Origin of the sequence: Labilibaculum filiforme, assembly GCF_002843315.1 — a bacterium.
In the GTDB taxonomy this organism is placed as follows: Bacteria; Bacteroidota; Bacteroidia; order Bacteroidales; family Marinifilaceae; genus Labilibaculum; species Labilibaculum filiforme.
Map to the genome: position 1 here is coordinate 119,302 of NZ_MVDD01000009.1, position 16,119 is coordinate 135,420.

The 16,119-nt window shown below is 35.8% G+C and carries 14 protein-coding genes; all 14 read right to left on the minus strand.

The genetic code is table 11. The features are described from left to right. Positions 1-2: 2 nt before the first annotated feature. The 14 genes from BZG02_RS13395 to BZG02_RS13460 all read right to left on the minus strand — a co-directional run bounded on the left by BZG02_RS13395 (position 3) and on the right by BZG02_RS13460 (position 15,754). Positions 3-887, minus strand: coding sequence for a carbon-nitrogen hydrolase (locus BZG02_RS13395; RefSeq protein WP_143470472.1), 885 nt, complete (start codon positions 885-887; stop codon positions 3-5). A gap of 210 nt (positions 888-1,097) precedes the next feature. Then, on the minus strand, positions 1,098-1,466 hold the full coding sequence (locus tag BZG02_RS13400) for a response regulator (RefSeq protein WP_101261948.1): 369 nt from the start codon (positions 1,464-1,466) through the stop codon (positions 1,098-1,100). Positions 1,467-1,472: 6 nt separating this feature from the next. Continuing rightward, a complete protein-coding gene (locus BZG02_RS13405; RefSeq protein ID WP_101261949.1) occupies positions 1,473-4,265 on the minus strand; it encodes a PAS domain S-box protein in 2,793 nt (930 codons plus the stop codon). A 431-nt stretch (positions 4,266-4,696) separates the two neighbouring features. Continuing rightward, the gene (locus BZG02_RS13410) at positions 4,697-6,091 is read right to left on the minus strand and encodes a CotH kinase family protein (RefSeq protein ID WP_101261950.1); all 1,395 of its coding nucleotides are present in this window, start codon (positions 6,089-6,091) and stop codon (positions 4,697-4,699) included. An 11-nt stretch (positions 6,092-6,102) separates the two neighbouring features. Further along, positions 6,103-6,753, minus strand: coding sequence for a DUF2490 domain-containing protein (locus tag BZG02_RS13415; RefSeq protein ID WP_101261951.1), 651 nt, complete (start codon positions 6,751-6,753; stop codon positions 6,103-6,105). Between the two features lie 213 nt (positions 6,754-6,966). Beyond that, positions 6,967-7,656, minus strand: a complete 690-nt coding sequence (locus BZG02_RS13420; protein ID WP_101261952.1) for a DUF4956 domain-containing protein — start codon at positions 7,654-7,656, stop codon at positions 6,967-6,969. A gap of 6 nt (positions 7,657-7,662) precedes the next feature. Further along, positions 7,663-8,412 carry a polyphosphate polymerase domain-containing protein gene (locus tag BZG02_RS13425; protein WP_101261953.1) on the minus strand — a complete coding sequence of 250 codons (750 nt, stop codon included), beginning with the start codon at positions 8,410-8,412 and terminating at the stop codon, positions 7,663-7,665. Positions 8,413-8,727: 315 nt separating this feature from the next. Next, entirely contained in the window at positions 8,728-9,441 is a 714-nt protein-coding gene (locus BZG02_RS13430) for a LytR/AlgR family response regulator transcription factor (RefSeq protein ID WP_101261954.1), read from the minus strand. Then, a complete protein-coding gene (locus tag BZG02_RS13435; RefSeq protein ID WP_101261955.1) occupies positions 9,434-10,564 on the minus strand; it encodes a sensor histidine kinase in 1,131 nt (376 codons plus the stop codon). Before BZG02_RS13435 ends, BZG02_RS13430 begins: the two co-directional genes overlap by 8 nt. 255 nt (positions 10,565-10,819) lie before the next feature. Beyond that, positions 10,820-12,601 (minus strand): FAD-dependent oxidoreductase, encoded by a 1,782-nt coding sequence (locus BZG02_RS13440; RefSeq protein WP_218972240.1) that lies wholly within the window; start codon positions 12,599-12,601, stop codon positions 10,820-10,822. A 5-nt stretch (positions 12,602-12,606) separates the two neighbouring features. Next, positions 12,607-13,242 carry a ferric reductase-like transmembrane domain-containing protein gene (locus BZG02_RS13445; protein ID WP_180335725.1) on the minus strand — a complete coding sequence of 212 codons (636 nt, stop codon included), beginning with the start codon at positions 13,240-13,242 and terminating at the stop codon, positions 12,607-12,609. Between the two features lie 2 nt (positions 13,243-13,244). Then, positions 13,245-13,571, minus strand: coding sequence for a 4Fe-4S dicluster domain-containing protein (locus BZG02_RS13450; RefSeq protein ID WP_425432622.1), 327 nt, complete (start codon positions 13,569-13,571; stop codon positions 13,245-13,247). Between the two features lie 90 nt (positions 13,572-13,661). Beyond that, the gene (locus tag BZG02_RS13455) at positions 13,662-14,045 is read right to left on the minus strand and encodes a hypothetical protein (protein ID WP_143470473.1); all 384 of its coding nucleotides are present in this window, start codon (positions 14,043-14,045) and stop codon (positions 13,662-13,664) included. Between the two features lie 218 nt (positions 14,046-14,263). Next, positions 14,264-15,754 carry an acyl-CoA dehydrogenase family protein gene (locus BZG02_RS13460; protein ID WP_101261960.1) on the minus strand — a complete coding sequence of 497 codons (1,491 nt, stop codon included), beginning with the start codon at positions 15,752-15,754 and terminating at the stop codon, positions 14,264-14,266. Positions 15,755-16,119: the final 365 nt, after the last annotated feature.

Here is a 16,119-nt window from a genome sequence, read left to right on the forward strand (position 1 = left end):
AGCTAATCGATTGCTCTTTTGGTAATTTCTCCGAATGCATCAATTCTTCGGTCTCTGAAAAATGGCCAGTTTTGGCGAACATTTTCCTGCAAATCCAAATCTACTTCAGCAATTAGTATTTCTTCTTTATCGTGCGAAGCCTGCGCTAGTATTTCACCTTGCGGACCGGCAATAAAGGAGCCTCCCCAAAAAATGATGCCGTTGGTGTCGGGAACGTATTTTTCTAATCCGATACGGTTGGCAGCGGCCACATAAATTCCATTTGCAACAGCATGTCCTTTCATTACATTCATCCAGGCGCCGTGTTGTTTTTCGCCAAATTCTTCCACTTCGTGCGGAGCCCAACCAATTGCAGTAGGGTAGAATAAGATTTCGGCTCCTTTTAGGGCAGTTAATCTTGCCGCTTCGGGATACCACTGATCCCAGCAAATTAGAGTTCCTATTTTCCCTTTGTTAGTAGCGATGCTTTTAAAACCTAAATCGCCAGGGGTAAAGTAGAATTTTTCGTAAAAATGAGGATCATCTGGAATGTGCATTTTTCGGTACAAACCAGCTTCCGACCCATCGGTATCGATAATGTAAGCACTATTGTGATAGATGCCTGGCATTCTTTTTTCAAAAAATGGAACAATAATCACTACTCCCAGCTCTTTTGCTAAGGCACTAAAAGCTGTGAATGAGGTACTGTACAGAGGTTCTGCCAATGCAAAATTATCTACATCTTCGCTTTGACAGAAATAATGACTGCTGTATAGCTCTGGTAATGATATTACTTCTGCTCCTTGTTTTGCAGCTTCTCTTACCCAGCTTAAACATTTTTTAAGGTTGTTTTCTGGTTTGTCATTTAGGTTAAGCTGAATAACCGATACTTTATATTTTCTTTTCATGATCTTTACAATTTCGGCATAAAAATAGTTTTTTTTATAAACCACTGGCAAAAAAGGATGCTAAAAATTGAAATTGAGGATGTAATTTTAGTTTCTGAAAGTGATTAATAAGAAACTGAATCATGAGATAATGAATTTTTAGAGGATCTCGTAATGCAAGTGAAGCGAACTTTTTTATAAACCTAAATTTAAATAAAAAAGAATTGGTGTTTATATGTTAAGTGATTTAATTGTTTCGAGTAATGTATTTTTATTAAAAGGCTTTGAAATGTAATTATCGAAACCCGAGGCGAGTATTTTTTCCTTGTCGTGCGATAATGCATACGCTGTTTGAGCAATTATAGGTATGTTTTTATTAAACTCACGAATTCTTTTGGTTGCTTCGAATCCATCCATTTCAGGCATGTTGATGTCCATTAAAATTAGATCAATATCAGCGTTTTTTTGAGCCAATTCAATTGCATCGGCTCCATTTTTGGCAAATAAGATATCCCTGCAAAGCTCCTTAAGCACAATTGACAGATAGAAAGTAACGTCCTCTTCATCTTCAACGATTAGTATTTTAATTCCTTTTTTCACAGGTTTCTAGTTTTGTAGGTTTTTTGGAACTGAATGTTTTTGTTTTGTTGTACTTACTGGGATAGTGAATTGGAAGTTGGAACCTTTGTCTTTTTCTGATTCTGCCCAAATTTGCCCTCCAAGAGCTTCTACATAAGCTTTGGCTATCGATAAACCGATTCCCGATCCTTCGTACACTTTCGAATTGGCAATATCGGCCTGTTCGAACCGATTAAAAATACGATCGATTTTGTTCGGGGGAATTCCAATACCTTCATCTTTCACCGAAAATTTAATAAACTCGTTTTCTTTACCATCTAGGTATTCATAATTAATTTGTATGTTGCCTTTGTTTGAATATTTAATCGCATTTTTAATTAAGTTGGTGAGAATAGATGCGAATTTTGCTTCGTCTGTTTCAATAAGCATATCCATGTTTTTCGATGGATGAATCAATTCCAACTTTAGTCCTTTTTTTTCCGCTTCGGGTTTAAAAAAATGATACAGATTTTCTACCTGTTTGCTAATGTTTAGTTTTGTTTTCGAGATTTTTATTTGTCCCGCTTCTATCATCGAAATATCAATTAGATCGTTTACCGTATTCAAAAGTCGATCGCCACTCTGCTTTATAATATCGATGAACTCGTCTCTTTCTTCTCCTGATAAATTGGAATCTTGCAGTAGGTCGGTAAATCCTAGAATTCCATTCATAGGAGTTCTAATTTCATGACTCATATTCATTAAAAAAGCGGATTTAAGTCGGTCACTTTCCTCGGCTTTTTCTTTGGCTTGTACTAATTCGTCTTTTATTCTTAAATCATCCGTAATATCTCTGGAAACCTTTATGTAATTCGATAGTATATTTTCATCATTATAAACAGGAGAAATATTTACTTGCTCGATATAAAACTCACCATTCTTTTTTCTGTTTGTCATTTCCCCTTTCCAAACTTTACCTGATTTAATTGTATCCCAAAGATTTTTGTAAACTTCGGGCGCAGTTGTTCCAGATTTGTGGATGCTAGCAGGTTGCCCAATGAGTTCTTGTTGCGTGTATCCAGAGCTATAACAGTAACCTGGGTTTACATAAATTATAATGCCATTAAGATCGGTAACTGCAATGGGAGAAAGGCTTTGATTAATCGCGGAGTTTAGTCGGTGTATTTCCCATTCGGCTTCTTTTCGATGACTAATATCATTTATGATGGAGTATATAAACGATTTTCCGTTTCGGATGATTTCACCGCTAAATACCTCAACATATTTTATTTTTTTATTGGATAGTTTGTGCTTGTACTCTGCGTTGTGTTTTTTATTTTGCCTTGTTTTGCTAATGTCGTTCAGAATTGCAGACTTATTATCAGCACTAATGTCTTTAAGAAATAAGGAGCAAATTTCTTTTTTCGAATAGCCATAAAAATCGCATGCAGATTGGTTTGCGTCTTCTATTTTCGCATTTTTCGCATCAACCAGTATCATTGCCGATGCGTTTTCGTTGAAAAGAGATTCGTATACCAATTTGCTTTCTTCAGCCTGTTCTTTTGCGCTTTTTAACAGTTCAATGTATTCAACTCGCTTGATAAAAACGCCGATGTTGTGAGCAATTATTTCCAATACTTTCAGATCATCTTCGTTGTAGGCATTCAAATTCAAATAGTCTTGAACGGCAATAACACCAATAACTTCTTCTGTTTGTTTGTTAATGATTGGTGCCCCCATCCATGCTGCCGAAGGTTCTTCAATAACTTCTGCATTATTATCAGCATACACTTGCTCTTGATCTTCACCTACTATAATTTTTCCTTTTTGGGTTTCCCGAACCAAATTGGTTAAGCTACCTTCTAGTTTCGAGGTGTAATTCTTGGGATATTCAGCAATGGCGTCAATACAATACGGAAAAGAGTATTCTTGGCTTGAATTATCGTATATGGCAACGTAAAAATTATCAGCGCTTATGAATTTTTTTATTTCTTGATGAATTTTGCCAAGATAATGGGAGAGAGAGTTTTCGGAAAAGGATAATTCTGAAATTTCATATAAAAAGTGTTGAATACTTTCCTGTTTCTTTCTTTCGGTTATGTCTCGCAATATACCCGCGGTTCTAATTTTACTACCAATTTGTAATGGAAATTTATTAATTTCAAAAATATGATTTCCAAATTGTTTAATCTCAACAATTTTTTCCTTGTTTACTAGTGCTTTTTTATCGGTGGAACCAAAATCTTTGCCAAACGGATTTTCCTGAATTTCGTCGTCGCTTTTGTGTTTAATTTCCTTTTCTGTTTGATTAAAAAAATCACAAATGCTTTTATTCACTTTCAGGTATTTCTGATTTTCATCTTTAATGTAAATCATACTTGAAGATGCATCTACAAATGTCTCTAATTGTAATTCACTTTCAGCTTGAAGATCTTGGGCTTTTTTACGGTCTGTAATATCAATAATAAAACCGTCGTAACTTTTTGTGATCCCCTCTTTGTTTTTAATGGCTCGGGAAGTCATTAAAATCCAAATGGCAGTGCCGTCCTTTTTTTTGAATTTTACTTCAATATTTTTTACTTCTGGTTTCGGAGAAACATCATACTTTGCAATTAATCTTTCACGTTCTGCTGTGTCGAAGTAAAAATCGGAAATATTTTTGCCAAGAAGTAGCTCTTTTTGCGTGTAACCAAATAATGAGGCAAATTCTTCATTCGCCATAGTAATTTTACCATCTCGTGCCGATTGGTAGAAACCAACTGGGGCAAAGTTGATGATATTTTGATAATTATTTTGTTGTTGGTTGAACGAATAATCTGCTATTTCATTTTTCAGCTCCATCACTTCAGTCTCTTTTTTCTTTGAAATATTGTCGTTGCAATACACGTATTATTCATCTTTGTTTTGTCGAGGAATAGAATGTTTTGCAGGGCGAAGATAAAATAAAATTGTTTTGTTCTTGATATTTTCATAGGGAAGATGTTACTGTTATAAATCCTAGAATAGAGGTGGATAACATATCATTTAGACATGTTTATTTGCAATTCGAATACATAATAATCAGTTTGGTTTTGTGTTTTATTTTTAATGTTAAATGTTGTTTTTTAATAAAAAGGATGAAAATGTTGCTGTTTATTTTATTTCTATTTTAAAGATAATTAAAGCATATAAATTTGAGAGGTGTGGTTACAAAATGTAAAAGGTGGCGAATAGATTCTCATCCATGTCGCCACCTAACCTGCTAACTAAATGTGTTTTTTTATTATAAAGGTTTATTTCAAATAATTAATAACGGCTTCGTATCTAGTCTGAGCGTGTGTTTTTAGAGTTTCTACAGCTTGGTCGAACTCCGAATCGTAGGAGATGTAAGTATATCCCGATTGTTCGGCATAAGCGTAATCCTTCAACAAATTGTAATAGGTTGAATAAGTTTCGCTCATGTTGGCTGGAATCAATACTTCGTTTACAAATTGTAGCAGATAGTCTTCGTATACTTGTTTGTATTCATCGTCGTTAATTAAGTATCTAATTAATGGCCACGAGCTACTAACTTCGTTTAAGGATAGGCTTAAAGATCCGGATAGTTTGCCATATTGTAATGCTTCGTTATTGTCCCAAGGAATCCAGGTTAATTGACTAGTGCTTGGGTCGTTATATAAATAGTAGTTGTGAGTCATGTTGCCATAAGTATCCCAATTTTGGATTACGGTATTGGCTGCTAACCACTTTAAGAAACCATCTACATTAAAAACACTTTCCAAACTAGTTTTCCAAGCAGCAGTATTACTTGTTCTGTCGCTGCTGTTAATAATGGTGTATAAAGATTTTACATCCGAATAATCTGCTTCCTCTTCGTTGGTTTTCTTTTCCATTTCATCTTTGTCGTAGGTATTGTTTGCGAAAGATGCTGCATCGCCATCGGGTTTGTACAAATTGCCCGATCCATCGGCAAATTGAGTGCTTAGTACAGTATCGTCAACTTCTTCTACTAAAGTATATACGCCATAGTATTTTGAGCCCGAGCCATTGTCAACATACACTACGCAAAAGGTGGTTTTTGCAGCTGCTAATCCAAACTGACGAAATAGATCTGTGGCTACTTTTTCGCGCATCAAAGAAGAATCGTCGAAGTTATTGTTCAGGTTCAATTGTTTAAATCCATAAAAACGTTGGTTTTTTATAGAAGGGTAATCGTCTTCGAACTCATCAAAATCGAGTTTAAAAGAAAGTTTCTTATTGCCCGATTGATAGGCCGATTGTAAGCTGGAGTTTCCTTTGTAGCGAATGCCAACATGATACCATTCTGTATCGTTAAAGTTGAAGGAGCAAGGCACCCAAATTGGATCGAAATCGCTTGTGGAGGTTTGCCCTGGACGGGATGAACTACCTAAGTTAGAGGATATATCTGATTGCATATCCGACCAATCGTCCGAATCAATTTTAATATCGAAACGCAACACTTCATTTTGATTGAAGACAATTGAATAGTCTAAATCGGCATTCTTGCTGTGTGTAGCGTCGGTCCAATCAGGATACGTTTCTGTGTCAACAATAACTTCAGTGTCCTCTTCATCGTCGTTGTTGGTTGTTTCAATAGAATCATCATCGCGACAAGCTAGTGTAATTCCTATTAATAATGCTAGTAAGTAAATGTATTTTAGTTTCATAGTGTTCAATTTTAAAGTTTTAATTTGTAGCCAAGACTAAGAATGTGTCTGTTCTTAAATTCATTGATGAAATAATCGTATTTGTAGCTTGCTTCGATGTAATTTTTCTTGCAAATTTTGTAGTCAAGACCAAGAAAATATCTCATTTTGCTTAAATCGCCGCCACTTACTTCCTGAAATGCTTCCACTCCTGCAAAAGGACTGATTTTACTTTTTTTAATGTTGTATTTTACTTCGGTTTTGTAGCGTAGCAAATTACTATTCGAGTCATCATCCGAGTCGTTGGTGTAGCTAAGCTTTAGCGATGGTTCGAATCGGTGAAATGATTTTTCGTATTTAGCACTGAATGTAAATCGGTTATCGTATTCGGTGCTTTTACTTTCTCTTTTGTTGGCATAATATCGATAGGCAGCACCTAATGAAAATTCCTTGCTTAAATCATAGGAAAGCTTTGTTTCCAATAGGTATTTGTCTAATGCAAAACTGTCGTCGAATCGGAGTTCGGGTGTTACATTCAGTTTTAAATTTTTAAGCAGTTTTGTACTCAAAGTAAAGGATGTTCTGCTTTGAAAATCATTTTCAACCTCCTGAGCTTTTGCCGAACTGGTAAAAACCAGCAGGAATAATAGGAGGTAGGGTATTTTTTTTATTTGTTTTTTCATATGATTATAATTTTAAGTTTTTGCCATATGGAACTTACCATGCTGGAATAATCATCTCCCTGTGTGTAGAAAGCTTTGTACATGGACGTTTCATATGATTATAATTTTAAGTTTTTGTCATATGGAACTTACCATGCCGGAATAATCATCTCCCTGTGTGTAGAAAGCTTTGTACATGGACGTTTCATAGGTAAATTTTTAGCGGTTTACTTCTTATTGTCCGTTTACATTGTAATAAATGGTTATTTCGGCAACATCTTTTAGGAAATCGATTCTTTCAATTTCGTATCTCGAGATATTAATCCCTGTTCTCTCGTGAAAATCCAACAGCATCTCTTCGTGCTTGTTTTGGTGGATGTATTCAATTTTTTCGTAAATAAGTTTGATTGATTTTTCTTGCTTCAGCATCAGTCTTTTTTCAAGAAACCAAAGGCCCGCGATAATCAGCGAGTTGGTTAGCATCAGCTCTGCATAACTTACTTTCTTGTTCGAAAGGGCATTCATTACTGATATTCCGATAATGATGAATAGGTAGGTCATTTCCTTAATGGGAATAGCATCGGTTCGGTAACGAATAATTCCGAAAATAGCGAACAGTCCTAAGGCAAATCCCAATTCAAGTTTTACACTATTTAAAAGGAAACAAAGAAGGAATACAATTACGCCAATAGCCAAGTAGCTGAAATAGAAATCTTTTCGACTGCTATTTTTGGCATACATGCCATGGGTTACCATAAAAATTAAAGCGGTATTAAAAGAAAAACGAACAATAAGTTCTATAAAATCGCCTACGTTAATAATTTTTATTCCTAAAAAACGCAATTCTTCTTCCCAGGCAACAACATCCGTAATAGTTGGAATTGTGTTGGTTATGGTGTCTGAAATTTGGAGTAAATCGAGCATGCTTATTTAAATTAGATGAATACTTGTTTGGGTTACTTTTTGAATAGTTCTTATTTTTTGTTTGAAGGCATTTCGTTTTAATTGTGGGTCGGTAATGCTTCTGCCAATGCAATATTTACTGAAACCATTGGTTTTAATTCTATTTTCTCGAAGTGCCAAGCCTAGTGGTGAGGCATTCGATTTTCCATCCGATTTAATTTCTACAATTACCAGTTTTTCGAGAGAGATCGTTTTATGAGATTTTTCAAATTCAATGTCCAAATCGATAGTACATCTTTCTTTAAAATTCTTATTTACTAAAGTCAAACGTGAAAAACGGTTGATTAAAGAGGGAATTAGTTCGCTTGTGGTAAAGGGAGTGTAAGTGTTTATAAATTGAGCTTCGGTAGTGGTAAAATTATTATTGTGTGCACATGGAATCCTTTTTTTTATGGTTCTGCCTTTGTTGTTTTTGAATTTACTTTCCAAAAAACTGATGCCCGAATTCACGTAGCTTCTTTTCCTGATTTTGAAACGGTTTAATTTTCCATTGTGATGAGCGGCAAACATTCTGTTGTTCTCCGTATCGAAATAGGTAGTTGCATAGGGCAATTTATTTTCTCCTTCAATGTGCAAAAGAAAATAATCATCTTTCACCATCTCAAGTAAGTCGGGTAGGTTGTCGCTGTGAAACCAGAATTTTTGATCGGTTCTGTTCATCAGCTTTACCTGATCCATTTCGCCTAATGTTATACTGTCAAAAGAAGGAGTGTTCATATGCCTTATCGTTAATGATTATGTGTCAAAAATATTACGAATTGGCTTGTTATGGAAAAGGAATCAACCAACGGGCATATTTTATCTACGAATGGAGAATTGGATAAGCTATTGTTTCCAATTCTTTCGAAATGACAATGTTTAATGGTTGATTTCTTTCTGTTTACGGGTAATGTAGTAGGAGGTGAGTGGGTGTTTCGGAAGGAGGAATAAGTAAATATTCTAGTGTGTTTTGTTGCAATTTCGATGCTTTTACCGAGGAAGCATCGATTTATTTAGAAAAAATGGCTGTAATAAGAAGTGGTAGAATGCTTTTTATATCAAGAAATTCTCATCGATAAATTTCTGGAATTTTTCTTTGTATTGATCGCTTACCGGAATGTAAACATCATTAAAGATTATTCGGTTTCGCTCAATAGTAGCTATTTTTTTTAGGTTCACAATGTAGGAGCGATGCACTCGCATAAAAGAGGAAGAAGGTAGTTTTTCTTCGATCTTTTTCATGCTAATTAAGGTCATCAAAGGTTTTGCATTTTCGAGATGAATGCGCACATACTCCCGCATTCCTTCAATATAAAGAATGTTTTCGATTTCGATTCGGATGATTTTGTATTCCGATTTAATGAATAAATGATCGGAGTTTGCTTGCAGATTTTCTGTTTTTGTTGGTGTGCGTTCGAAGTGAGACTGAGCTTTTAAGGCCGATTTTAAAAAGGTAGTATAGTCTAAAGGCTTTAAAATATAATCAAGTGCGTCCACCTTAAATCCGTCGAGTGCATATTCGCTGTAGGCGGTTGTAAATATGATTTTTGGCCCGTTTGTTAGCGATTTAGCCATATCCATTCCATTTAAATCGGGCATATGAATGTCCAAAAATATCAGGTCAACTTCATTTTTAGCTATAAACTGTAAGGCATCCATGGCATTGTCGAAACCCGACAATAAATTTAGAAAAGCAGTTTTCTCGATGTAATTCGAGATTTGTTTTAGTGCTAATGGTTCATCGTCTATGGCTATGCAGTTAATCATCTTGTAAAGGTATTATAAGTTTTACCTGATATTCATTTTCACTTTCGATAATTTCGAAGCTTTCTTCTCCTTTAAATAGAATATTTAGCTGCTTTTGCAGATTTACCAAACCAAGTCCAGTACCTTTTTCGGTATTCGATTTGCTTGATATGCTATTTTTAATTTCGAAAGATAATTGTTCTTGATCTTGTTTTGCGTGAATTGAAATATACGAATCTTGAGAATAACTAACTCCATATTTAAAAGCATTTTCTACTAATGAGATAAAGAGAAGGGAGGGAATCTTACGATGTTTTTCCTTGATGTCAAGATTGATGTCAATTTTAACTTTATCTGTATATCTAATTCGCATCAAATCAATATAGGAGTTCAAGAATTCAAATTCGGCCTTAATTGTAGCTGTTCCCTGTTGCGATTCATTAAGCAGGTACCGCATGAGTTTCGATAGTTCAATTACCGATTTTTGAGCTTGTACCTGATCCATTTCTATTAATGCATGAATATTATTTAGGGTATTCATAAAAAAATGAGGACTAATTTGGGTTCTCAAAAAAGAGAGTTCTGTTTCCAAATGAATTTTTTCTTTCTCTTCGCGTTGCAATTCCTCTTTTTGTCGGCGAATTCCTAGTTTTATTGCATTATTAAAGCCAACAACCAAAAAGGAAATAATCATGTTCTCGAAAATGAGGTAGCTAAAAGGTTTATCTGCTCCCATTTGTGGATGCCTGCCAAAGGGTGGCGGTTCGGGAAACGCACCCATCGAATCAGGAGATATTGGTCTTCCAGGGTGCATTGGATTTCCTTCTAGTCCTGGCCCGAGTTTTTGAAATAGAAAATCGTGTGCTATTTGGGGTAAATTGTTAAAAATAGAAAACAAAATAACGATTGCTAATATTGAGATTGAATAGCCGATTAGCTTTTGCTTAAAAAGTAGTTTGGGAGCCAATAGGCTGTTGTTGATAATAAATATCAGTAAAAAAGGTAGGATACGCATCCATTCCAGAAAAACTCTGTTCCAATTGAATTCATCTCCACCTTTTAGTGTGAAAACAGGCAGGGATAAAACCATTAACCATAGCAATGCATAGATTAGATTTTCGCCTTTTTTTTGTGTAAGGATCATGTTGTTAAATAAATTGTTTCTGTAAAAATGTCCAAATAATTCTTTTTAGTGTGTAGGAAAGATGTTGTTTTCCGGTTATTGTATGCTTGTAAAACGGGACAAAAGAAGGAAAGAATAGCAGCTACTCTAATTTGATGGATGCATTGTTACAGGAGTAAGAGTAGTCTTCTTTCCCTATTGCTAGAATAAGGAAAGACAGACTACAAAGCTTCATTTTATGGAGTTACTTCCTGATAAAAATGGAATGGTAACTATTTAAATTTGATGGAATAGATTCTCGTTTGGCCAGCTGTTAAAAGCTTGCTTTTCGAATTGCATATTTCCTTCTTCATCTTTAAATATATTGATCCAGGCTTGCCAGTTTTCATTATCTAATTCCGGATAATCTAATCGATAGTGACTACATCTACTTTCTTTTCGAAGAATAGATGCTTTCAATTTCATTTCGGCAGTAGCAATCATATTTTTTGTTTCGTGCACCAAACGTAATTCATGCAAGTCGGCCGCCCGTAGCATTGGAGCGTGATGATCGCGTAACTCTTCGACATAAGCAAGTGCGGCTTTTAGCATGCTCTCTTTTTTTACATACAAAACAAAGTTTGGTATCATAATTCCTTGTAGTGTTTGAGTTACCCATGCCGGACTGTAACCAGCTTCCCGATGCAAAGGTGCCAACATTTCCTCTTGTAATGCCTTTATTTTAGCTTTTGAAATTACAGGAGTGTTCGCACTTTCAGAATATACTGCAGCTGCTTCGCCTGCAATTGCTCCTTGTACTGCAGATCCGGCCAACGATGAGCCGATTTGTGTGTAAATTGCTCCAGCCATGTAAGAGCCTAGTGCATCACCAGCGGCATATAAGCCCGGAATGGTTGATTCGCATTTGTCATTAATAGGAACCAGTCCTTCCGATTTATGAATGGACATGCCTGCAGAGGATCCTCCAACAGAAGTACCACCCATTCCCGGAGGTGCGTCGCCCTCACCAGGTTTTCCTCCTTTTTCTGGTCTTTCACCTCTTGGTGGTTTTTTTCCATCTTCAGGGCCATCTTTAGGTTTATCGCTACTCATGCGATTGAATTCGGCAGGAATGTAGGGTCCACCAGAAATTGGATTACTTTCACCAGCACCCGGAGGTCCCATTTGTACGGGATTCCCATTGGTATAGGCCATGTAGTTTAAGTCAACGCCTAAATCGTGATGAACTTCGATGCCATTCACCGAAGGTTTTCTCTCAAACATTCCGTGCCATCCGTCGTAACAAGCGGCGGCATTTGTTGCTTGTCCGGGATGACCATCGTTCCACTCTTTACCTGTAACTTTGGCGCCGATATTGTAGGCCATTATTGTGCCATCGTGAGTTAAATCACAGATTGGAAATCCATTCGGTTTAAAACCTCCGGCTCCGGTGCATAGAATAACACTCTTTGCCTTAAAAATATACACCTTTTCTTCGTCCAGACTAAAGCCTGCGGCTCCGGCAATTTTCCCGTTTTCTTTAATTAAATTCGTAATTACAATTCGTTCCAAAAGAGGAATGTTTCGTTCATTTATTGGTTTGCTAAACGATTTGTTGTAAAGAGCAGAGTCGAAAAATCCCCAATCTTTAAGCTCATTAACTCTGGCTAACGAATGTTCTGCCATTTGTTTGGTGTACACCGAATTGTTACTGCCTAAAGCCGAACGGGAAACTGTGGCTGTAAATTCATCTAAGGTCATTGCAGCTGTACTTGGATCGTAAGCAAAAATTCCTTTGGCGAAAGGGGTTTGTCCCGATGAACCTAATCTGCCTTTCGAAACCATTAGTGCTTTTGCTCCTGCGTCGTGAGCTTTTACTGCAGCGAATAGTCCAGCCATTCCACCACCAATTACCAATACATCGGTTTCTTTTTCGAGATATTCCAGACTTTCAGGATCGATTTTTATTTTATTTGCGGCCCAGCCAGGTATTCCCATCGAGGCAAGGGTTGCCATGCCGATTGCTCCGCCTGCTAGTCCCATAAATTTTCGACGGCTCATTTCATTTTTAGTATTCACGTTCGTCATTTTGTACCTCCTGATGATTTTAAGATGTAGGTTCTTAGCAATAAGAAAATTCCAATCCCCGAAAGGGTAACGAAATAGGATATCATAGCTGTGTTTGTATGTCTTCCCAAATCAATTACATGAATTGTGGCTATAGCGATAAATACGATAGAAAGAATTCCATGAAATACTCTCCATGTTTTGTAGCTCATTTTTAGTTGGTTTCTAAAAATAGAGGTGAGGCCTAAGATTAATAGCAAGCAATAGGCTATAATTCCGAGTACTACTCCAATGCTGTTTGTGGTAGTAATAATGGTGATAAAAGCATCTGTTGGCTCCACTCCCGATTCAAAATATCGAGGTAAAACGAGCAAAAAGGGATGAAGTAATAGAACGGACACGAAAATGTATCCGATGTATTTATGATACTTGATTATTGTGCTCATTTTATGTCCGGTTAGGACTTTTTTGTTGCTTCGGGCTAAAAAGAATTGTCCTAGCATTAAACTAAATGCTACCAATGTTAAAACAGACAGTATTTCTTTAAGGGAACTTCTTCGAGGAAAATCTCCCAAAGCCCAGAATAGTATTGGTAAGCCGATAAATACGATGCTTGCCACTATGATATTATATCTTCTAATTCGTTTTTCCATAATTACCCCCATGAAACAATTACTGGTATCGATTTTTCTGGTGTAATGCTTATAGCATCTACCGGACAATACATTCTACATAAATGACAGATTTGACAGTCTGCCGGATATTTTATAATCGCTTTTTTTGTTTTCGGATCCAGACGAATTACATCTGTAGGGCAGGTCTGCACGCAGATTCCGCAACCTATACATCCGTTAATGTTTTCTATAGCCATCGCCTTAGTTTTAGTTGATGTTTTTCTTTTGTATAAGTAAAGTAACTGAATATTCTGTAAGAAGGAAATTCGAATCAACGAATTAGCTAATTTTATCAACGAAAATGGCAAAACGATTTACAGACAGAAAGTGAGGAAAAAAAATACCAGAACACCCACATGGGGTAGTTCTGGTAAATAGCACACTACTACTATTCTTTTTTAACGTCTTTGTTGCGGACCACCTTGTTTGGGTTGGTTCTCTTTCAAATAAGTTTCGTACTTTTTTTGTTGTTCGGTAGTTAAAACTGCTTTTACCTCTTTTTCAAATTTCGATTGAAGAGCTTCCATCTCTTTTCTGGATGGTCTTGATGATTCCATTTTATTGGATACCTCCTTAAAATGGGCTGTGTATAGGTCAAATACTTCTTTGCTTTGTACATCAGTCAGCTCCAATGTGTTGGATAAGTCGGTTACTGTTTTCTTAATTTCTGTGCTGGTAGGAATTGGAGGAGGTCCTTGTTGTGCATGAAGCATATTAGCTCCTAAAAAACTCATTGCGACTATTAGCCCTACGCTAGCAAATCTTTTTATTTTCGATTTCATAAGTTGATGATATTAAATTGTTTTCGTTTTATTAATTGAATGCTAAGGAATGAGATTTTGTTTTTAATTTAAAAAGTAATCAATGAACTGGCTGTTTTTATCAACCAATGCGAGGATTGAATCAATTGGTATTCTTTTGGGATAGTGGAAGAAAGAGAAGAAGGCCGTTTCAATAAAATTAATGAAACGGCCTTCTTTCCTGTAATTGTTTTAATTTTTTAAGAGAATTCTAACCAAGAACTTCCATCTTCATATTCATCAACACTAGAAATTTTACTGTAGTTATTATAGGAATAAATTACGTTACTAATATCTTGCTGAAGAGAAGCTAAACAGTTTTCGATTAAATCTTTTCGGAACCCTTTTTCTCCCAGATCGATTACAAAGCCTGCAGTTACAACTTTTGAGATAGCTTTTCCTAAGTCAACTAATCTACGTTGTGGTAAATCTGTGTTTAACGAGAAATTGGTTTGTTTCTTAAAGTATTCCGATGCTTTACTTGTAATATCGAAGTTTTTTAGAAATTGAAACAAGTTTAATTCCTTTTTCTTCTTCATTAACTTTAGCACCATTTCGGAAATTTGGGTGTAGAGCATTTCGTTTGCACCTTCGAAAATTTGAAATGGACGACTATCTACAATTCCTCTACCTCCAATATGACTTAATCGATATCCTTTAGCACCAGATAGTTGAACAAGTGTTTGAGCAGCCTCTTGCATTAAGTCAGTTACAATAGTTTTAACACTATTGGCCTCAATTCCATCTGATGAAAGGTCGTTATCGATGCTGCTTTTTGTACTGCTTCGGGAACAAAATGCCGAGCAAATAGTAAAGGCACTCTGAATTTTAGAAATTTGAAATTGAACCTGATCGTAGGAGATTAAACTCTTTCCTGCAACAATTCTATTTTTACATTGATCCAAAGCTTCATCCATCATTCTCTTAATAAAACCTAGTCCCATTCCGGGAAATTGCATTCTGCTACGATGTAAAATATCCAGCATCATTTTAATTCCTGTTGTTTCGGGTTGGAGTTTGTATTGTTTTGGAATTTGTAAATCTAATTTGTTTTTTCCGTAAGGAATCATGTATAAACCCAGATTATCGTAGTATTCTTCCACAACAACCTTTTGGTTTTCTTGAGTTACATCACAAATAAAAAAGTCAATATCTCTTCCCAATTGCCCATCTTGCTTTTGCTGACGTGAGGTAATTAACCAGTAATCGGCTAAACCAGTAAGACCTTGCCAATGCTTGGTTCCTTTAATATGAAATTTGTCATTTTCTTCGGTATAGGCAGTTTGCATGTTTAAAGCTCCACTTCCATATTCAGGTTCGGTAATCATTAAACCGCCCATGTTTTGCTTGTTTAAAAAGCGTTGGAAAATGTCCTTTTTTACAATTTCGTTGGCATATTTGGCAACGGGTTCAAGAAAAAGACCGATGTTAATTCCAAAGGTAAGCGATAAGGGAAGAGATTCGTAGGCTGCCGAAGCCAAAACCCCCAAACATTCTTTTACTTTAATACCGCGACCGCCATAACTTTCAGGTATTGCTACCGATAAAGGATTTCCAGACATAACTTCTCTCATAACCAAAGGAGGTAAACCACGTTGCGAACTAAATTGGTTAATGTCGTCGCGTTCGTGAAATGCATCTTTAAGTGTTTTTTCGAAAGCCTTTATGTATTCAGAAAAATTTGTACTCATATTTTATTGCTCTGGTTAATTTATTTTACTCTTAATAAAGAGTAAGTTATTTCGTTTATTAGCACGGTTTTGTTGCCGTAATCGTATTCTTTTTATTCTAATTCGGATTTAGACGTAATAAAAATAAACTAAATAAATGGATTTAAAGACTTCCTACTCTTTTAAATTGATTTTACAAGGGCAGATATCCTACAGTGGAAGTGCTTGATTTTCATTTGGATAAATTGATAATTGTAGATGGATGAGGGATATTTTTCAGTAATGTGATTTTTTTCTTGTGTTCTAGTATCTCTAATATACAATCACTTAGGGTTTTATTGTTTGAGAAAAGTGGATGAGACTATTATTTGACAAATAAGGGAAAG

Bases quoted from the DNA above. Each gene is read 5' to 3' on its own strand.
- BZG02_RS13425 (WP_101261953.1), bottom strand. From the start codon at position 8,412: ATGAACACTCCTTCTTTTGACAGTATAACATTAGGCGAAATGGATCAG.
- BZG02_RS13415 (WP_101261951.1), bottom strand. From the start codon at position 6,753: ATGAAAAAACAAATAAAAAAAATACCCTACCTCCTATTATTCCTGCTG.
- BZG02_RS13410 (WP_101261950.1), bottom strand. From the start codon at position 6,091: ATGAAACTAAAATACATTTACTTACTAGCATTATTAATAGGAATTACA.
- BZG02_RS13430 (WP_101261954.1), bottom strand. From the start codon at position 9,441: ATGATTAACTGCATAGCCATAGACGATGAACCATTAGCACTAAAACAA.
- BZG02_RS13420 (WP_101261952.1), bottom strand. From the start codon at position 7,656: ATGCTCGATTTACTCCAAATTTCAGACACCATAACCAACACAATTCCA.
- BZG02_RS13435 (WP_101261955.1), bottom strand. From the start codon at position 10,564: ATGATCCTTACACAAAAAAAAGGCGAAAATCTAATCTATGCATTGCTA.
- BZG02_RS13405 (WP_101261949.1), bottom strand. From the start codon at position 4,265: ATGGAGCTGAAAAATGAAATAGCAGATTATTCGTTCAACCAACAACAA.
- BZG02_RS13460 (WP_101261960.1), bottom strand. From the start codon at position 15,754: ATGAGTACAAATTTTTCTGAATACATAAAGGCTTTCGAAAAAACACTT.
- BZG02_RS13455 (WP_143470473.1), bottom strand. From the start codon at position 14,045: ATGAAATCGAAAATAAAAAGATTTGCTAGCGTAGGGCTAATAGTCGCA.
- BZG02_RS13445 (WP_180335725.1), bottom strand. From the start codon at position 13,242: ATGGAAAAACGAATTAGAAGATATAATATCATAGTGGCAAGCATCGTA.
- BZG02_RS13395 (WP_143470472.1), bottom strand. From the start codon at position 887: ATGAAAAGAAAATATAAAGTATCGGTTATTCAGCTTAACCTAAATGAC.